The sequence below is a fragment of the Alicyclobacillus contaminans DSM 17975 genome, from assembly GCF_000429525.1.
Taxonomy (GTDB): Bacteria; Bacillota; Bacilli; order Alicyclobacillales; family Alicyclobacillaceae; genus Alicyclobacillus_A; species Alicyclobacillus_A contaminans.
In genome coordinates this window covers 1-16,945 of the sequence record NZ_AUCA01000052.1, presented here as the reverse complement: position 1 = coordinate 16,945, position 16,945 = coordinate 1, and the positions used below count along the sequence as shown (strand labels likewise).

The 16,945-nt window shown below is 58.4% G+C and carries 22 protein-coding genes, 2 tRNA genes and 1 pseudogene; 5 read left to right on the top strand and 20 right to left on the bottom strand.

The features are described from left to right. The coding region (locus G463_RS0115175) for an integrase core domain-containing protein (protein ID WP_026974974.1) at window positions 1-232 on the top strand (232 nt) is incomplete at its 5' end. 590 nt (window positions 233-822) lie between these two features. Here G463_RS0115175 and G463_RS0115170 read toward each other — a convergent pair. Then, window positions 823-1,038, bottom strand: coding sequence for a helix-turn-helix transcriptional regulator (locus G463_RS0115170; protein WP_026975845.1), 216 nt, complete (start codon window positions 1,036-1,038; stop codon window positions 823-825). A 101-nt stretch (window positions 1,039-1,139) separates the two neighbouring features. Here G463_RS0115170 and G463_RS0115165 point away from each other — a divergent pair, with 101 nt between their 5' ends. Then, complete coding sequence (locus G463_RS0115165) at window positions 1,140-1,388, top strand: helix-turn-helix domain-containing protein (RefSeq protein ID WP_026975844.1); 249 nt, start codon at window positions 1,140-1,142, stop codon at window positions 1,386-1,388. Here the strand turns inward: G463_RS0115165 and G463_RS0115160 are convergent, their stop codons facing one another. Beyond that, window positions 1,389-1,613, bottom strand: a complete 225-nt coding sequence (locus G463_RS0115160) for a helix-turn-helix transcriptional regulator (RefSeq protein WP_156900249.1) — start codon at window positions 1,611-1,613, stop codon at window positions 1,389-1,391. A 157-nt stretch (window positions 1,614-1,770) separates the two neighbouring features. Here G463_RS0115160 and G463_RS22500 point away from each other — a divergent pair, with 157 nt between their 5' ends. The 3 genes from G463_RS22500 to G463_RS0115145 all read left to right on the top strand — a co-directional run bounded on the left by G463_RS22500 (window position 1,771) and on the right by G463_RS0115145 (window position 3,985). After that, window positions 1,771-2,235 (top strand): helix-turn-helix domain-containing protein, encoded by a 465-nt coding sequence (locus tag G463_RS22500; protein ID WP_084171763.1) that lies wholly within the window; start codon window positions 1,771-1,773, stop codon window positions 2,233-2,235. A 19-nt stretch (window positions 2,236-2,254) separates the two neighbouring features. After that, window positions 2,255-2,734, top strand: coding sequence for an ImmA/IrrE family metallo-endopeptidase (locus tag G463_RS21945; RefSeq protein WP_051322346.1), 480 nt, complete (start codon window positions 2,255-2,257; stop codon window positions 2,732-2,734). 87 nt (window positions 2,735-2,821) lie between these two features. Beyond that, the gene (locus G463_RS0115145) at window positions 2,822-3,985 is read left to right on the top strand and encodes a site-specific integrase (RefSeq protein WP_026975842.1); all 1,164 of its coding nucleotides are present in this window, start codon (window positions 2,822-2,824) and stop codon (window positions 3,983-3,985) included. A gap of 82 nt (window positions 3,986-4,067) precedes the next feature. On the opposite strand, the gene G463_RS0115140 is transcribed toward G463_RS0115145, so the two are convergent. The 18 genes and pseudogenes from G463_RS0115140 to G463_RS23240 form a co-directional block, all read right to left on the bottom strand. After that, a tRNA-Ser gene (locus G463_RS0115140) sits at window positions 4,068-4,157 on the bottom strand. A gap of 60 nt (window positions 4,158-4,217) precedes the next feature. Then, window positions 4,218-4,292 (bottom strand) — tRNA-Gly (locus G463_RS0115135). 55 nt (window positions 4,293-4,347) lie between these two features. Next, window positions 4,348-4,893 (bottom strand): hypothetical protein, encoded by a 546-nt coding sequence (locus G463_RS0115130; RefSeq protein ID WP_026975841.1) that lies wholly within the window; start codon window positions 4,891-4,893, stop codon window positions 4,348-4,350. A 123-nt stretch (window positions 4,894-5,016) separates the two neighbouring features. After that, a complete protein-coding gene (locus G463_RS20760) occupies window positions 5,017-5,313 on the bottom strand; it encodes a cupin domain-containing protein (protein ID WP_035487547.1) in 297 nt (98 codons plus the stop codon). A 195-nt stretch (window positions 5,314-5,508) separates the two neighbouring features. Then, complete coding sequence (locus tag G463_RS0115120; RefSeq protein WP_035487544.1) at window positions 5,509-5,901, bottom strand: thioesterase family protein; 393 nt, start codon at window positions 5,899-5,901, stop codon at window positions 5,509-5,511. A 30-nt stretch (window positions 5,902-5,931) separates the two neighbouring features. Further along, on the bottom strand, window positions 5,932-6,714 hold the full coding sequence (locus tag G463_RS0115115) for an enoyl-CoA hydratase-related protein (RefSeq protein WP_425387076.1): 783 nt from the start codon (window positions 6,712-6,714) through the stop codon (window positions 5,932-5,934). A gap of 18 nt (window positions 6,715-6,732) precedes the next feature. After that, complete coding sequence (locus G463_RS0115110) at window positions 6,733-7,041, bottom strand: EthD family reductase (protein WP_026975838.1); 309 nt, start codon at window positions 7,039-7,041, stop codon at window positions 6,733-6,735. 83 nt (window positions 7,042-7,124) lie between these two features. Then, window positions 7,125-8,429, bottom strand: a complete 1,305-nt coding sequence (locus G463_RS0115105) for a phenylacetate--CoA ligase family protein (RefSeq protein ID WP_211227428.1) — start codon at window positions 8,427-8,429, stop codon at window positions 7,125-7,127. Between the two features lie 50 nt (window positions 8,430-8,479). Next, on the bottom strand, window positions 8,480-8,968 hold the full coding sequence (gene paaD / locus G463_RS0115100) for a 1,2-phenylacetyl-CoA epoxidase subunit PaaD (RefSeq protein ID WP_051322347.1): 489 nt from the start codon (window positions 8,966-8,968) through the stop codon (window positions 8,480-8,482). Between the two features lie 54 nt (window positions 8,969-9,022). Then, the gene (gene paaC / locus G463_RS0115095; RefSeq protein WP_051322345.1) at window positions 9,023-9,814 is read right to left on the bottom strand and encodes a 1,2-phenylacetyl-CoA epoxidase subunit PaaC; all 792 of its coding nucleotides are present in this window, start codon (window positions 9,812-9,814) and stop codon (window positions 9,023-9,025) included. After that, complete coding sequence (locus G463_RS0115090) at window positions 9,789-10,199, bottom strand: phenylacetic acid degradation protein (RefSeq protein ID WP_051322344.1); 411 nt, start codon at window positions 10,197-10,199, stop codon at window positions 9,789-9,791. The genes paaC and G463_RS0115090 overlap by 26 nt, the downstream gene beginning before the upstream one ends. 28 nt (window positions 10,200-10,227) lie before the next feature. Further along, complete coding sequence (paaA, locus tag G463_RS0115085; RefSeq protein ID WP_035487539.1) at window positions 10,228-11,163, bottom strand: 1,2-phenylacetyl-CoA epoxidase subunit PaaA; 936 nt, start codon at window positions 11,161-11,163, stop codon at window positions 10,228-10,230. Further along, complete coding sequence (locus tag G463_RS20755; protein WP_084171759.1) at window positions 11,123-11,821, bottom strand: TetR/AcrR family transcriptional regulator; 699 nt, start codon at window positions 11,819-11,821, stop codon at window positions 11,123-11,125. The genes paaA and G463_RS20755 overlap by 41 nt, the downstream gene beginning before the upstream one ends. A 121-nt stretch (window positions 11,822-11,942) precedes the next feature. Next, complete coding sequence (locus G463_RS0115075) at window positions 11,943-13,199, bottom strand: dihydrolipoamide acetyltransferase family protein (RefSeq protein WP_026975832.1); 1,257 nt, start codon at window positions 13,197-13,199, stop codon at window positions 11,943-11,945. Window positions 13,200-13,242: 43 nt separating this feature from the next. Then, the gene (locus G463_RS0115070) at window positions 13,243-14,226 is read right to left on the bottom strand and encodes an alpha-ketoacid dehydrogenase subunit beta (protein ID WP_026975831.1); all 984 of its coding nucleotides are present in this window, start codon (window positions 14,224-14,226) and stop codon (window positions 13,243-13,245) included. Continuing rightward, window positions 14,223-15,347, bottom strand: a complete 1,125-nt coding sequence (gene pdhA, locus G463_RS20750) for a pyruvate dehydrogenase (acetyl-transferring) E1 component subunit alpha (RefSeq protein ID WP_051322343.1) — start codon at window positions 15,345-15,347, stop codon at window positions 14,223-14,225. Before pdhA ends, G463_RS0115070 begins: the two co-directional genes overlap by 4 nt. A 53-nt stretch (window positions 15,348-15,400) precedes the next feature. Then, complete coding sequence (hisC, locus tag G463_RS0115060) at window positions 15,401-16,498, bottom strand: histidinol-phosphate transaminase (RefSeq protein ID WP_084171757.1); 1,098 nt, start codon at window positions 16,496-16,498, stop codon at window positions 15,401-15,403. A gap of 133 nt (window positions 16,499-16,631) precedes the next feature. After that, a pseudogene (locus G463_RS23240) lies at window positions 16,632-16,945 on the bottom strand (ISLre2 family transposase); the annotation flags it as partial.

Here is a 16,945-nt window from a genome sequence, read left to right as displayed (position 1 = left end):
CCACGAGCGGACGGGTTACAACAACCCCGATGCTGACGGATACATCGAGCGATTCTTCCGGTCGCTGAAGGAGGAGGAGGTCTGGCTGCAAGAATACAGCAGCTTTACCGAGGCGAAAGCGGCGATCGAGTCATACATTCACTTTTACAACACGGACCGACCTCATTCCGCACTAGGTTATCGGTCACCGTCGGAATTCAGAAACTGGAAAATGCAACAGAACGCAGCGTGAGACGGTTTTTATCTGAATTGTAAATCTATCATCTCTTTCTTAAAAGCCATCCCATCTGTCTTGACAATGTGGGGTTCAATACGGGGTTTGACGCTTACCGACATGAAAAGTCCTACGTACTTCTTCCGGGGTGAGCGTCTTGTTGAGCGCATCGACGCGTACTACGGAGAGCGACCATTCCAGCGTCCGCCGAGCCAACGCAATCGGGCATCCGTCACACGCCCAGGTGTGGTCACACTCGCCAGCGCAAAAGGAATCGAGCAAACGCGCTACTTTCTCGTCCCCCTTGATAAGTGCGGTAACTGCGTTTGGTCCCACGCTGTGTCACCTTCTTTTCGGGGTCAAATGGAATCACTTGCGCCGGTGGGTCGTAGTGCCAAACCACATCACACTTGTAGCCGAGCTTCCTTGCCCGCTCGAAAGTGTTGCGCGTAATGGGCTTCGGAGCGGACCAATAAACGCTTCTGAGATCGCGATACGAGTCCGTTGTCAACATCTCGCGCTTGTAGTACATACTGCGCCCAGTCGATACATAACGGTGGCAGATGTACCAGGTCGTTGCTTTTGCATGCATGGACTTCGCCGCCCTTTTACGCGGACTCTCCGTTTGGTGTAGAATCAGGAGCAAGAAGTTCCTCATCATCAACACCGAACAGATGTCTGAGCTTCTTGACGGTCTCGTAGCTCGGATTGCGCGTACCCGCTTCTAGGTGCCTGTATGCGCGCTCGGTAATTCCGAGCTTCTTGGTTGTTTCGGCCTGCGTCCAGTTGCGAGCCTTACGTTCCTGCTTCAGTCGAGGTCTCATGCATCACCAACCTCCAGTTCACAACCGGCACCTTAGTGCCTGTTTCTGCATCTTACACGGCACTATAGTGCCTGTCAAGAGAGATAAGGAGAAATTCTTTCATGGCGACTTTTAGCGAACGCCTTCGCTCTCTTCGAGGAGAGCATTCTGTCACTCAGTCCGAATTGGCCAAGCAGATTGGTCTCGCCGAACGGACCCTTCGCTATTACGAAAGCGATACGAATGCGAAGGAACCAACTCTGAGCCAACTCATCAAACTGGCGGACTTTTTTGGTGTCTCAATCGACTATTTGGTAGGCCGAAGTGACGACCCTACACTGCCAAGTACCACGTGTACGGACGGACACTGATCACGCCGTGCTGATCTGTTTCTTTTCGTCCTCATAGAAGCGGGTCCAGTCGAAGCCAAGTATCCCTGCGATCCGCTTTGCAGTGTCCACTCCGGGCCTACGCATTCCAAGCTCGATGTTGGTGTAGTAGGAGCGTGAAATGTCCACCAAATCGGCCATCTCCTGTTGCGACAGCCCTAGATCCTGACGCCGTTTGCGCATTTCGGCCCCAACGTGGGCTCCCATCTTGCCACCTCCGTCCTTTGTGTACTATAGGACACATTCACATTTTAAGTTGCTAATGATACACACGTCAACACACGATGTGTACGATCTGTCATGTTTCTTTCAGAAACAATTCGTGTATACTGAGGATATACGAGTTGGGGAGGATTGCGACGAAATGTACTTTGGGGAACGCCTAAAATTCCTTCGCGAACAACGAGGCTGGACTCAAGAGGATCTGGCACAACGTCTAGGTGTCTCAAGGGATGCCATCGCGGGGTACGAAGCTAGGGGAAAAACACCTCGTTCGGAGAAACTCATCATGATTGCACGACTGTTTGATACTTCAATTGACTACTTATTTGGACTAACAGATGATCCCACTCCACCGAAGCGTAACAATTCTGAACGTAATGAGACTTGCAATACAAAAGAGGAAGAATCTATTATGAAAGGTAATCATGATCATAAAGATCAGGTTGATATCCCGGTTCAGCGACTTGCCGCTCATCTCGAAGGCGAATATGGTGAGTATGACCCGGAGATGGCCCAGTTCCTTCACGGAATTATTACTGAAGTGCTCCAAGACTACAAGGAATTTAAGCGTAGACAGGCAGAGAGAAAGAAGGATGCCGACGGGTAAAAGCCGGAGGGTGATGTAATTGGATCCGCTGATGCACCTCGTCGAACAAGAGCAGATCTTTCTGTCCATGAAAGATCTGTCTCATTGCCCCCGCTTAATCTATGGTCTATACTTTTACGATCCCAAGGAGCAGCAGCCCCACATTGTATTGGACAAGCGACTAAAGGAAGGCTCTCCCCTGTTTCGCTCCGTTTTAGCTGAGGAACTGGGTCATCACTTCACAGTTCCCCAGAGCAATTTCCTCGTGCCTTACACATCGTATTCCCACAAAATCGCGTTGAGCCGCGATGAACGAAAAGCGTTAATGTGGGCCTGTGATTTTCTTGCTCCTGTCAGCAGCGTAGTGAAAGCCTTAGAGTCCGGTTGCACAAGTGTTGAAGAATTGGCAGAATACTTCAACATTACATCGTGGCTGATTCGGTATCGTTTGCAGTTCATGAAAGAAAAACTCGGTTGGGTCCCTCTCATCCCTTCTCCCAGCGTCGTTGTATCAAAGTGAAAAGGAAGTACGCTAGGTGAAAGGGCACGTTCGAAATCGCGGCAACCACGGTGCTTTGTTGTAGGTATTATGAGTGGAGGGGACTATATGCGCGGACATATCACTCGGAAGAAAGGGAGCAAAAAGTGGTACATAGTCATCGACGTGCGGGACGAAAACGGAAAACGCCACCGCAAATGGATATCCGGATTCAACACCAAACGGGAAGCGGAACAGGCACTTCCCCGAGTTTTGCAGGAATACGAATCCGGACTGTACGCTCCTGTCCAAAAGGAAACAGTCGAAACGTATTTGCATCGGTGGCTGGAGGTCAAAAAACCTCAGATTGCATATGGCACGTACCGTAAATACGAGTGGTTGATTAGAAAACACATCATTCCGAAACTCGGTCGGATTGAACTTCAAAAGTTAAGGCCAATGGATTTGCAAAAGTTTTACACCTTGCTTCGTACCGGGGACAATGCCTTGTCTTCGCGCTCAACATTACATGCCCACCGCATCATTCACGAAGCACTGGAGAGAGCCGTAAAATGGGGTCTAGTTCCACGCAACGTGGCGGATGCTGTAGAACCCCCCAAAGCCGACCGGTATCATGCCTCAGTTTGGACAGTGGAGCAGGCAGCCCTTTTCATTGAGCACACACGTAAATCAGAGTCACGATTCTGGCCTGTGTTCGTACTAGCCATTACTACAGGAATGCGTAAGGCTGAAATTCTGGGACTTCAATGGCCAGACGTGGACATGGAACGCGGATACATTAGTGTGCAACGAACCCTGGATTACGTGAAGAAGCAGCCAGTGGTGAAGGAACTAAAGACTGACCGCAGCCGCCGATACATCGCACTGCCATCGCAGGCTGTCGAAGCTCTACGCGCCCAACGAACAATGCAAGCTCAGGACAGGCTCTTGATCGGGCCAGGTTACAAGGTAAGCGATTGGGTATTCACCAATGAGCTTGGGGAGCCGTTGTCTCCCAACTCAGTGAATACCGCATGGTACCGCGCCCTGCAGAACGTCAACGTTCCGAGAATTCGATTCCACGACCTGAGACATACCCATGCCAGTTTGATGCTGCAACAGGGCGTTAACCCAAAGATCGTGTCCGAGCGCCTCGGACATGCTACGGTACAAATCACACTCGACACATACAGTCATGTGCTCCCTGGTCTGCAACGTGAAGCAGCCGACCAATTTGGTGACCTGCTTAAAAACATAGCAGCTAGAAAATATATTTCGAGTAACGAAGGGTAGAAAAATGGTAGAAGTGTATGACAGGAACAAAGAAACGCGGTCATGAGCAACTGCTCAAAAACCGCGTCTTTTCAACGTTTTCTGGCGGAGAGGGTGGGATTCGAACCCACGGTAGCCTTGCGACTACGGCGGTTTTCAAGACCGCTGCCTTAAACCACTCGACCACCTCTCCAAGATGTGGGCTGGCATGCCCGCTGCGGAGGCAATCCGCAGAAATACTGTTTATATCATGTGGAGCGGAAGACGGGATTCGAACCCGCGACCCTCGCCTTGGCAAGGCGATGCTCTACCCCTGAGCCACTTCCGCACAGGCTTGGAAGACAAAAGCACGCCATTTAATATACAAAATGACTTTTCTCTTGTCAATCACGCCGAGCTGTCCGGGGCGCGTGAACCAGCTCATCCGCGTGCCCCGACGCATTCACCGTCACAATCATGCCCGTTTCCGGACGGACATCCACCCGAAAAGCGTAGGATTCGGCGTCGAGGGTGCGAAACAGATCATAGTCGGGTTCATAGAGCCAAACCACCACCTCATCGAGTCTGGGCTGAATCTGTGCGCCGCGGTGCAGGATGTGCATGACTTCACGGAGCACGGGCGGCCCAACGCGGCGGCGTCCGTCGATGTAGAAGCGAAAGCGGAGCTCGTCATCGCCCTGGGAGTTCCAACCGGTTACAGTTTGGCGGTACATCTGGACAACACAGCGCCGCCCCCGCTCGCGCAGCGTCAAAAGGGTCCAGACACCCCAATTCCGTCGGCGGAGTGGAGCCATCGCATCCCAAGTCCAGTGCAGTTCGAGCGCTTCGTGATCGCTAAGGGAACCCAGTACGTTCTCCAGCAGTTCTTGTTTCCCCACTTTCGTGCCTGCTCTCCGACACAAGTCCAGGCGCAACAACGTCTGAACCACCTGTCGCCCCTCCTGTCCGTCCCGAAGTATCCATGTCTCGATCCTATCGTATCCCAGACCACCGCCTGGCGATATGACGCTCGTCACACCCACCGTCATGGCACCAACATTCGCGACGTTGTGTTACTTTGGTTCATCCTGTGACAGCACCAGCAGCACCGTGCTCTGGCTCTGAGCAATGACTTCGTGTTCAACATTCGGATGGACCAGCAACATGTCCCCCATGCCCAACTCCCTGGTTTCTTCACCGATGGTGAAGGCAATCCGGCCGGTCAACACCACCACTGCCAGCGCGTACGGCGTGCGATGCTTGGCCAAGCCCTGTCCTGCGTGAAGGGAGAGTTGCATGAATTTGGTGTTCCCCCATTGGGCGACAGCATCCACCATCTGGTCTCGAAACTGCAAGGAAAATTGTTTCATCTGGACATCCCCTTTGCCTTCGAATCCATGGAACCGCCGAAGCGGTGCCGGAGCTCACCGTGTATTGTGCCGCAGGGGAATGACTTCCGTTGTGCGCTTCATCACGGCCAACGAGAAAAGAATTCGAGCGGGGATCAAAAAACATGCAGACCGCAGGTTCCACCCCCGCGGCCTGCACATCACACGCTCCATGTTTTAACACATCGCCGCGATTCTCGCATCAATGCGGACTTTCGGCAACAGATACTGCACCACTTCGCCTTCGCCCACGCGGGCTTTATCGTGTTCGGCCCAGACGCGGCAAACCACGCGCCGGCCGTCCACCTCGGTGACCTCCGCATAGAACACCACCGACTTCCCGACCGGAGCCGGTGCCAAGTGTTGCACCGAGACGCCGCCACCAATGCCCTCCTCGTCATCCTCCAGATAGGGAAGGATGGTCAAGCGCGCCACCCACTCCATGTAGTACACCATGGAAACCGTGGACAGGGTTTGATGCACCACCCGTCCTTCAAACGCCGGACACATATCATCGGTCACCGTGATCTCGACGGACTCCACGTGTCCAGCCTGCAGTCCTGGTTTCATATCGCAACCTCCCCGCACGCCTGCGCCGCCTCAGAACCCGCGAAAACTGGGCCGCCGTTTCTCCAAGAAAGCACGCATGCCTTCGCTTTTATCTTCCGTCGCAAACAAGAGATAAAACAGATTCCGCTCCGCTTCCATGCCGTCCTGAAGTGTGGTATCCAACGCTTGATACACGGCCTCCTTGATGAGCCGGATGGCCATTGGCGGCCGCTCGGCAATGCGTCGTGCCATCTCCGTGGCCTCCGGCACACAGCGGTCATCGGGCACCACTTTGTTGACAATGCCGAGGCGCCACGCTTCCTCGGCGGTGATGGGATCCCCTGTCCAAAGCAATTCCAGCGCCCGTGCCTTGCCGAGCGTTCGCGTCCACCACTGTGTCCCACCCGCGCCGGGCATGACGCCGAGCTTGACCTCGGGTTGCCCGAAACGCGCGCTTTCTCCGGCAATGATGAGATCGCAAGTCATGGCCAACTCGCAGCCACCGCCCAACGCAAAGCCGTTGACCGCTGCGAGAATGGGCTTGCTGACGCCGCGAATTCTGTCCCACACGCGGAATTGCCCAAGCTTCTTCATGCCGATGGCGGTCATCTCCGCCATTTCCCCGATATCGGCCCCCGCCGCGAAAGCTTTCGGCCCCCCCGTGAGCACGATGCAGCGGACCGCATCGTCCCTGTCGCACGCCTCCAATACCTCCACCAGTTCATCCACCAGCGCGAGGTTGAGCGCGTTCAACTGGTCTTCGCGGCGGATTCTGACCAGTGCGACCGCACCGTCGTGTTCCACGGAAATATACTTCAGCTTCGCTTCCTCCACAGGCGCCACTCCCCGCTGTCAGTCCTCGACCACATCGCCCACCATCATGTACACGATGTCTCCGGCAAACCCCATGACATCCTTGGCCGCCACCTTGTTCTCCTGGGATTTCATCGCCGCCCGATAGGCGTCCTCATCCTTGAAGTACATCTCTGCGAGAAGGTGGTACTCCGCTTCGCCGCCCATGGCGTTGCCCCGAATGCGTGTGACCTCCAACCGTTCCAAACCGGGAATCTGCCGCGCCAAGGGCAGATGCACCTGGAAATAGTGATCATTGAACTTCCCCGCATCCTCCGGCTGCCGATACAGCACCACCAATTTCACCATGGTTATCGTCTCCTTCTGTCTCCCAGGTTCCCCTGGGTGTGTTTGCGGCAACGACGCTGCGAACGGCGATGTACCGCGAACGGTCACGACGTCGCGTACACGTTCCGGCGGTCCACCACGCGCACCGCCTTTCCTTCGCTGCGCGGCAGCTCGCCGGGCGCACAGAACGTCACCGCGCTCGATACACCGAGCGTGCTCTTGAATCGCTCAGCCAAGACACCGCGCAGCCGTTGGACCGCAGCATGTTCCGGATTAAACCCGCCGATGCCTCGGACGAACGATTCTGAAAGTTCCACCATCAGTGTGACCTCGTCCAGCGCCCCAACGCGATCCACCACCACCTGATAATGCGGAGCCAACTCCGCCATGGTGAGCACCACCGGTTCGAATTCCGTCGGAAACACGTTCACGCCGCGGACAATCAACATGTCGTCAATACGTCCTTTAATCCGCGACATCCGGACGTGCGTTCGGCCACAGCGGCAGCGCTCCGGAAGCAGGCAGGCGATGTCTCCCGTCCGATAGCGAATGACCGGAAGCGCTTCCTTGGTCAGCGACGTGAACACCAGTTCTCCGACGCTGCCCTGCGGCAGCGGCTCCCCGGTCGCTGGGTCCACCACTTCCACCAAAAAGTGATCTTCGGCCACGTGTAAACCTTCCTGCGCCTCGATGCACTCGATGGCGACACCAGGCCCGACGACTTCCGACAGTCCATACACATCCATCGCCTTTAGACCAAACTTCTCCTCCAGCTTGCGCCGCATTTCCTCGGACCACGGCTCGGCGCCGAAGATTCCATATTCAATCCCGACCGCCCTTGGATCCTTGCCCATTCCCTCCATGGTCTCGGCGATGTTGAGTACGTACGACGGCGTGCCGGCAATCCCCCGCGGATGAAGGTCCTCCATCAGCGTGATTTGACGGAGTGTGTTTCCGCCGGACACGGGAATGACGGTCATGCCCAGCCGTTCCGCCCCGTAGTGAAAACCGAGTCCGCCGGTGAACAGGCCGTACCCGTAGATGACGTGGAACACGTCGCCCGGCCGGCCACCCGCCGTCACGATGGCCCGTGCGACGCACTCGCTCCAGTTCTGAATGTCCCGCTGCGTATACCCGACGAGCGTTGGCTTGCCTTTCGTCCCGGACGATCCGTGAATTCGCACAACTTCCGATTGATCCACGGCGAACAAGCCCATGGGGTAGTTGTCGCGAAAATCCTTCTTTCGAGTGAACGGCAGCTTCACGACGTCGGCCACCGATTGAATGTCGTCCGGCCGCACACCGTGACTGTCAAACAGCTGTCGGTAAAACGGAACCCGTTCGTACACGCGCAGCACGGTCTCCTTCAGCCGTTCCGACTGCAGTTCGCGCAGATTCGACGGCGCCATCCTCTCCACGTCAGGCTGGTACACCACGGTGTCCCCTCCTCGGCTCACAGTTACAGTGGTTTCATGCCTTCAAACGGCTGCTTGCAGTGATGGCAATAAAAGATGGCGCGGCACGGCGTCGGCCCGAACAGGTTTTCAACCTCCCCGGATTCCGCGCCGCAATACGGGCACGGCGGAATCAGCCGAGAGTCATTCGACACAACCGGCGGTGCGATGCCGAACTGCAGCAGCTTCTCGATGCCCTGCGGCGTGATGCGGGCGCTGGTCCATGGTTCATCAAACACGAACACCACGTCCACATCGTCCCTTCCAAGCACCTGCGCCACCTGTCGTTCCACCGACCGGCGTATCCAGTCGAGCGCCGGACAGCCGACGAACGTCGGCAGCAATTCAACGCGGATCCGCCCGTCGAGCGCACACACCTGCCGCACCATGCCCAGTTCGCGAATGCTCACCGCCGGTATCTCCGGATCCTTCACGTCATCCAGGGCCCCCCACACCGACGCCAGCACATCGTCCGACAAGCTTGCCAGAGACATCTCGTTTGCTTCCATGTTCCACCGATTCATGGTATCCCTCCCCGCTCTATGGGGTCACCAACGCGTCTCCGGATTCAGGTGGTACACCGCACGCATGGTATCAAGCAGTGTCTGGAGTTCCGGGCCGTGAACGCCAACGCGCCCAGCCTCGGTCGTCAGGGTGGGTGCGCCCGGCCAAGACAATCCGGCTTCCGTCAGGACCGGTCCCACCCTGTCCACCCAGGACGCCAGGAGTTCCTCCGGTGGGACCGGCATCAGGCGTTCGCGCACCAAGACCTCGGCGTGAGCGCCCAGGGAAAACAGGTCGCCAAGGTCGCGCCAAACGGCTTCCACCGCCGCCTGCAGGCGTTCCCTGGCTTCTCCTCCGGCCCGTCCCAGATGCTTGACCCACGACTCCATGTGCAGCAAATGATAGCGCTCTTCGCGCAGCATTTTTTCCGCTCCCTGCGCCAATGGCTTGAACGATGAATCGGTCAGCGCCCGCAGGCGCAGGGTGTCGAACACGTCGTAGCAGAAGTGACGCAGAATCGTGTACGCCCAGTCTCCGTTGACGCGCTCCACCAGGTTCGCGTTGCGCCGCGCTCCACCATCGCGTTGAAACGCGAGCACATCGGCCGCGCCCTCTCCCAACTCCGCGAGCCGGTCCAAGTAGTACACGGCGTGCCCAACCTCGTCCTGAGCGATGGAGGAAAACGCCACATCCTCCTCCACGTCCGGTGCGAATCCCAACCACTCCGAGTCGCGATGTCCGAGCGTCAGTTCATCATCCGCCAACTGCCGAAGGAAATCCACCAGCGCCTCGCGGTGCTCGATACTCAACTCAACCGCCGCTGTGTGCACTGCCATGCGCATTCCCCTCCCGCACGTCGTCAATCACTTCATCCAAGGTCATGGCCCGCGCTTTGAACCGCTTCCAGCGCTGGGCGTTGTCCGCGTAGCCGGAGACCTCCCGGTACGTCCGGTCAAACTCGCGGGCGAAAAAGTCCCGATCCTCGCCGGCCGTGGCGTGAATGTCCGCGCGGCGAACCGCCCACAGGCTGACGGCATGGTCCCGGCGCAGGAAATTCTCACGCGCCATCTGGATGGCCCACTCCGGCGAGGCCGCCCATACGCTGCCCACATGGTGATGCGACTGCAGCGCGTCGTGCTGGACAAAAATTTCATAGACTTCGTAGCGTGTGCCCGCATGGAGTTCGGCCACCTGCGGTTGACTCCGCGTCTTCTCCTGCATCCGCGTCTCCTCCTCTCCGTCCGAATCCTCACACCGCCGCCTGCGCGCGCGCTCGAATCAGCGCTTCCCGAACCCACGCCTGATCCGTATGCGCCCGTCGCCGGAACGCTATCCGCTCCTGCGATTTGGGGCCCGAGTTTTCACGCACCATCCGACCCAGGCGTTCCCAGTCCGGTTCGGTGTACATCCACCGTTGTTGCGCCTCGTCAAAGCGGAGGCGGGAATCGGGAATGGTCAAGCCCACCGATTGGATCCGCGGGATGTAACGCGTCAGGAACTTCTGCCGCAATTCTTCGTTGGTTCGATACCGAATCCGGTATTCCATCATCTTGCGCGCGGACTCGGTCACTTCTGGCGGACCGAAGAAAAACAGCAGGGCTTCCCACCACCGGTTCAGCGCTTCCTGCAGCATCTGCCGCTGCGCTTCCGTGCCCTCGGCCAGCGCGAGAATGATGGACTCCCCGTGCTGCATATGAAAGCTTTCCTCGGCGCAGATGCGTTTCAGCACGCGCGCATAAGGACCGTACGAACAATCCAGCAACGCCGTCTGCGTCATGATGGCAGCGCCGTCCACCAACCATCCGATGATGCCTGCGTCCGCCCAAGAAGGCGCTTCCATGTGGAATACATTATGGAACTTGACTCGGCCCACAATCACGTCTTCCATCAGGTCATCGCGCCCGCGGCCGAGCGGTGCCGCCAGGTCCTCGGCGACCCGCAGCAGCAGTTGTCCGTGCCCAATCTCATCCTGCACTTTCGCCATCAGTGACAGTTTGCGGCGCAGCGAGGGCGCCTTGGGCACCCATTCTTTTTCCGGATAGGCCCCCATGATCTCGCTGACCGCATGCATATGAATCAGGCGCAGCAGCAGCCTCCGGTAGTCATCCGGCATCCAGTCGTTCGCCTCGATTTTTTCACCGCGTTCAATCCGTTCCATAAACTGTTTGAACCGGCTCTGATCCATCTCCATCCCACTCCTTTGCCTTCGACTTGTCATCCGCGCCCTCCGATGGCGATGGTGGCCGCGCTCCGTTCCACGCCTCGCTCGCAGGGTTCGCCAATCCATGCAGCAACAGAGCGAGGAATCGATCCGCGATTTGCTCAGGTGTCAGCGCTCCGTCCGGTCGGTACCACTGATACACCCAGTTGGCGGCCGACAAGAGCAGCAGCCGAGCGAACTTCGGATCGTCCGTCCGCAGCGCTCCTTCGGCCATCCCCTGCGCAATCAACGACGCCCACTGCGATTCGTACACGTCCCGCTTGTGTTGAATGACGGCGCGCCGCTCTGCGGACAACGCTTCCCATTCGTGAAAAAATACCTTCGCCGCTTCCAAATGATCTGCAACCACGCGCACGTGCGCCCGCAGTCCCGCTTGGATCTTCTCCACCGCATTGCCGGGCTTTCGCATCACGCCGGTCACTGCCGCCAGAAACGCTTCGGCGCCCTCGTCCGCAATCTCAAACAAGAGGTCCTCTTTCGTTTGAATATGCGCGTACAGACTGCCGGACAATATACCCGCCTCGTCCGCGATTTCACGAATGGTCGTGCCGTGATAGCCTTTGCCGCTGAACAGCCTTCGCGCCGCAGCGAGGATTTGGTCTTTTTGACTTGGCCTTGGCATCTTCGTCTCCTTCCCACTAAAGCAAGCGCTTGCTTGCTTTTATCATATGGGGAACGCTTCTTCTTTTCAATAGAAAAAGACAGAATGGAGACGCAATTCTAACAACATCGATTCCGGGCAGTTACACCAGCTCCACGAACAGCACTTCCGGATTTTCCAGCAGTTCTCGCAAGCGATTCGTGAAACGCACCGCCATGGCACCGTCGATGATCCGATGATCGAACGACAGCGACATGTACATCATGCGCCGAATCACGCTCTCCCAGTTTCGCACCACCTGCCGCGGCTCCACCTTGTGCAGGCCAAGAATGGCCGCCTCCGGATGGTTGATGATGGGCGTTGCGTAAAGGCCGCCGATGGGTCCGACATTCGTGATGGTGAAGGTACCGCCCGACACGTCCTGCAACGTCAGCTTTCCCGAGCGGCAGCGGGCGACCAGGTCGGAAATTTCCGCGGCGATGGCGAGCACCGATTTCTTGTCCGCGTCCTTCACGACCGGTACCATCAGACCTTCGTCCGTGTCGGTCGCAATGCCGATGTTGTAGTACCGCTTGAGGATCACCTCGTTGGTATCCTCATCCACCGACGCGTTCAAATACGGGTACTCGCGCAGTGCCACCGCCACCGCTTTGACGAAGAACGGAAGGTACGTGAGTTTCGTGCCGCGCGCTTCCGCATACGGACGCAGTCTGTCCCGCAGAGCGTGGAGCTCGTCCATCTCCATCTCGTCCACATGCGTCACATGCGGGATGACACGCACCGACTTCACCATGTGCTCCGCGATTCGGCGCCGTACACCGCGCAGCGGTACGCGTTCCTCGGCATTTGCGGAAGCAACCGATGCAGCGCGCCATTCGGACTCCCTCGCCGCGGGCAGGGGCACCGCCGGTTCCGGCGTCGTGCGGCGCTCAGAGGCCCGTCGCACGTCCTCCTCCGTCACGCGGCCGGAGGGGCCGGTGCCGGGAACCTCGTCAATGACAATGCCCAGTTTTCGTGCCAAACTGCGCACGTGCGGCGTAGCCAATGCGCGCCGTGCCGTCTGCGGCCGCGCCATCGTCACGGTCGCCACAGACGGTTCAGCCGCCGCAGCCACCATCCCCGTCTGCGCGGGTACACCGTCCACTACGGGAACCCGTTCATCGCTCCCCGTGTCGATGACGGCCAGCACACTGCCCACCGGCACCACGCTGCCCTCCGCCGCGCACAGACGCGACACCACACCCGCCACAGGCGCCGGCATCTCCGCTGTCACCTTGTCGGTTTGCACTTCCACAATCGGTTGATCCACCGCCACTTGCTCGCCTTCACGCACCAGCCAGCGCCGTATCTCTCCCTCATGCATCCCTTCGCCGATGTCCGGCAATTTGAACTCGTACATGGCTCCTCCCACCTCCGACGCTCGATGAACTGCCGGATTCGTTTCAGAACAGAATGGTTTCCGCGATGCCCTGCTTGATGCGCGACTCCGTCGGCAAGTACTCGTCTTCCACAGAGAACAGCGGCACCGGTACGTCGAATCCGGTGATGCGCTTGACGGGCGCACGCAGATACAGGAGCGCTTCGTCGTTGATGAGCGAGATAATCTCCGCGCCGAGGCCGGCGGTTCGGTGCGCTTCATGGACCACCATCGCGCGGCCGGTTTTCTGCACGGACGAGACAATGGCGTCTCTGTCCAGCGGATACAGTGTGCGGAGATCAATCACTTCGCAGCGCCATCCTTTTTCCTGCTCCATCTGTTCCGCGGCCTTCAGAGCCACGCGCAGCATCGCGCCCCATGCGAAAATCGACAGATCTTCTCCCTCCCGAACCACCTGTGCCTGGCCCAGCGGCACCCGGTACAGCGGCTCCGGCACGTCTGCCCGAAACGCGCGATAGATGCGCGTGGGTTCCAGGAAGACCACCGGATCTGGGTCCTCCATGGCCGACACAAGCAGTCCCTTGGCATCATACGGATTGCTTGGCACCACAACTTTCAGCCCCGGCGTGTGGGCGAAGAACGCTTCCACGCTCTCGGAATGCAGTTCCGGACCGCGAATGCCGGCACCATACGGCGTGCGAATGACCAGCGGGACCCCGAATTGGCCGCGTGTTCGGGAGCGCATGCGTGCGGCGTGCGCCACTAGCTGTTCCAACCCCGGAAAGATGAAGGCGAGAAACTGAATCTCCGCAACAGGGATCATCCCGTTCAACGCCAAACCAATGGCGCTGCCGATGATGCCCGATTCGGCGAGCGGTGTGTCCACCACCCGCTTCGCGCCGTACTTGTCCAACAGCCCGTCCGTGGCGCGAAACACCCCGCCATTGGTGGCGATGTCCTCACCGAGCAGAAGCACGCGCTCGTCTTCGGCCATTTTTTGATCGAGCGCCTCCGTGATGGCCTGGAGTATGGTCAACGCGCGCGTCACCCTCGAACACCTCCCGTCGATTCCTCGGCCAGTTGCTGCCGCTGCAGGGCAATCGTCCACGGCGTCTGCGCGTAGACATGCTCGAACATATCGAGCGCATTGGCTTTCGGCATGGCCTCCACGAGCGCCACGGCCTCCTCTATCCGCCGGCCCACTTCCGCCTGCCAAGATTGTTCGCGATCCGCGTCCCAGAGGTCGGTCTGCTCCAGGTGGATGCGCAGCCGCGCGATGGGATCCCGCGCGCGCCAAGCTGCGCTCACCTCTTCCTGCTTGCGGTAGCGGTGCGGATCGTCTGCGGTGGTGTGCGCGCCGTAACGGAACGTCACCGCCTCAATCAGCGTGGGTCCATGCCCGGCCACGGCGCGTTCCCGAGCCTCCTTAACCGCCAGATAGACCGCAAACACGTCGTTGCCGTCGATGCGCACGCCGTGGATGTCGTACGCCGCAGCGCGCTGCGCAATCGTTCGCGAGGCGGATTGCCGCTCAAAGGGCACGCTGATGGCGTAGCCGTTGTTCTGGCACAAGAAGATCACCGGCAGCTTGAACACCCCGGCGAAATTCAACGCCTCGTGGAAATCCCCCTCCGACGTCGCGCCATCGCCAAAATACGCGATACTCGCCACCGCTTCGTCGCGCAGACTGCTGGCCCAAGCCGTTCCCACCGCGTGCAGCAAATGGGTTGCGATGGGCACGCAGGGCGGCAGAATCCTGCGATCCGGCGGACAGGTGAGACCCTCCAGCCTTCCCATCCAATACAGGAGAATTTGCGACAGCGGTTGGCCGTGCACCATCGCGGCCGCGTGATCCCGGTACGTGGGAAACAGCCAATCCATTGGCGACAGCGCCAACGCGCTGCCGACCTGGGCCGCTTCCTGCCCTTCGAACGGCGCATACGTACCCAGTCGGCCTTGTCGTTGGAGGTTGATACACTTCCGATCCACCGCACGGACCAGCGTCATCCACTCGTACATCCGAACCATGGTATCCTTGTCGATGAGCCCGTTGACTGCGGACGTCAGTTGTCCATCCGGCCGCAGGATTTGGACGAACTCTTCCTCATCGCGTTTTGTATGCGCTTTCATAAACGTCAGATACAAGGCTTTCTGATTCTCAACCATCATGGTCTTCGCGCCTCCTTCCGAAATGATCCATCCGCGGACTGCGCACCGCTCTGTCACAATACAGCGCGAAGCACCGAGACAAACGCCGCGTTATCCTCCGCACTGCCCACGGTGACTCGGATCGTGCGAGGCGCGCCCAACTGCTCGCCCGGGCGAACAATCACTCCGCGACGCAGCAGAGCCTCCGCAATGTCGGTTCCGGCCCGGGGCACCTGAACCAACACGAAATTCGCCTGCGATGGATAGCACGATAACCCAAGCTCCGCCAGTGTCCGCGCCAGGTAGGACAGCCCTTCGGCATTCGCCTGCCGACAGCGGTCGACGAACGCCTGATCGTCCAACGCTGCGAAGGCGGCGGCTTGGGCGATGCGGTTGGTGTTGAAGGGACCCTTCACCTTCATCAATTCCTGAATGATGTCCGGATGCATCAGACCGTAGCCAATGCGCAGCGCCGCCAACCCGTAGATCTTCGAGAACGTGCGCAGGATGATCAGATTCGGAAAGCGCTCGAGCAACGGCACCGTCTGCAGGTAATCGGAAGTCGTGACATATTCGTAATACGCTTCATCCACAATCAGCAGGATGTGCCGAGGGACACGATGGATGAAATCCGCCAAGGCCTGCTCCCCCACGATGGTCCCGGTTGGGTTGTTGGGATTGCAGACAAACACCATCCGCGTGCGTTCATTGATGGCGTTCAGCATGGCATCCAGGTCGTGCATGCCATCTTGAACCGGAACCTTGACCGGCTTTCCCCCTTCGATGCACACATTGGTTTCATAGCGCGAGAACGTCGGGTCGGCCATCACCACCTCATCCAGAGGCCGCACGTACGCGCGCGTCAACAAACCGATGATTTCGTCCGATCCGTTCCCGACAAACACCCGCTCAGGCTCCACGCCCCAGTGTTTCCCGAGCTTCTCCGCCAAGGCAGGTGCGGTTGACTCCGGATAGAGCGCCACACGCTCCATCTCCGCCGCCACGGCGTCATACACGACGGAAGAGCTTTTGAAAGGGTTTTCATTGGAGGCCAATTTGATGATACGGTCGAGGCCCAACTCGCGCTGCACCTCTTCGATGGGCTTTCCGGGGGCGTAAACACCAAGACCATCCAACTCTGAACGTGCTGGAATCCGCCGGTCCGTTTGCACACGCGCACCTCCATGTCTCAATTAAACAAGCGCTTGCTTAGTTTCAGCATATCAAATCTCTTTCTTTTGTCAAATGTGCGACAATACGTTGTCCGTGTCAAGTTCCGGTAGGTAAGACCTCACCGTCAAGCATTTATGCAACTGTGAACGGAGACCGTACCAGCTCCCGCAGGACGTACTTGACCCACGGTCGGCCCGCGTGCGGTCCATCCAGCGCCGGCAGATGTACCTGCAGCCAGTTCTCTGCCGCCTGGCGCTTGCGATCAGCCATATTCCCGCTGGCGAACGCTTGTTTTGGCACCCGGGCCTGATCCTCTTTCTTGGTGCCGTTATCAGCCAAGTGATACGCCTCTCGGTTCGCTCGCACCGCCATGACCCGAACCAGATGGTCAGCCCCTGACGCGCTCCAGCGCGCTCCGTGCCGTTTCATCCGCCGTGCAAGGTGGT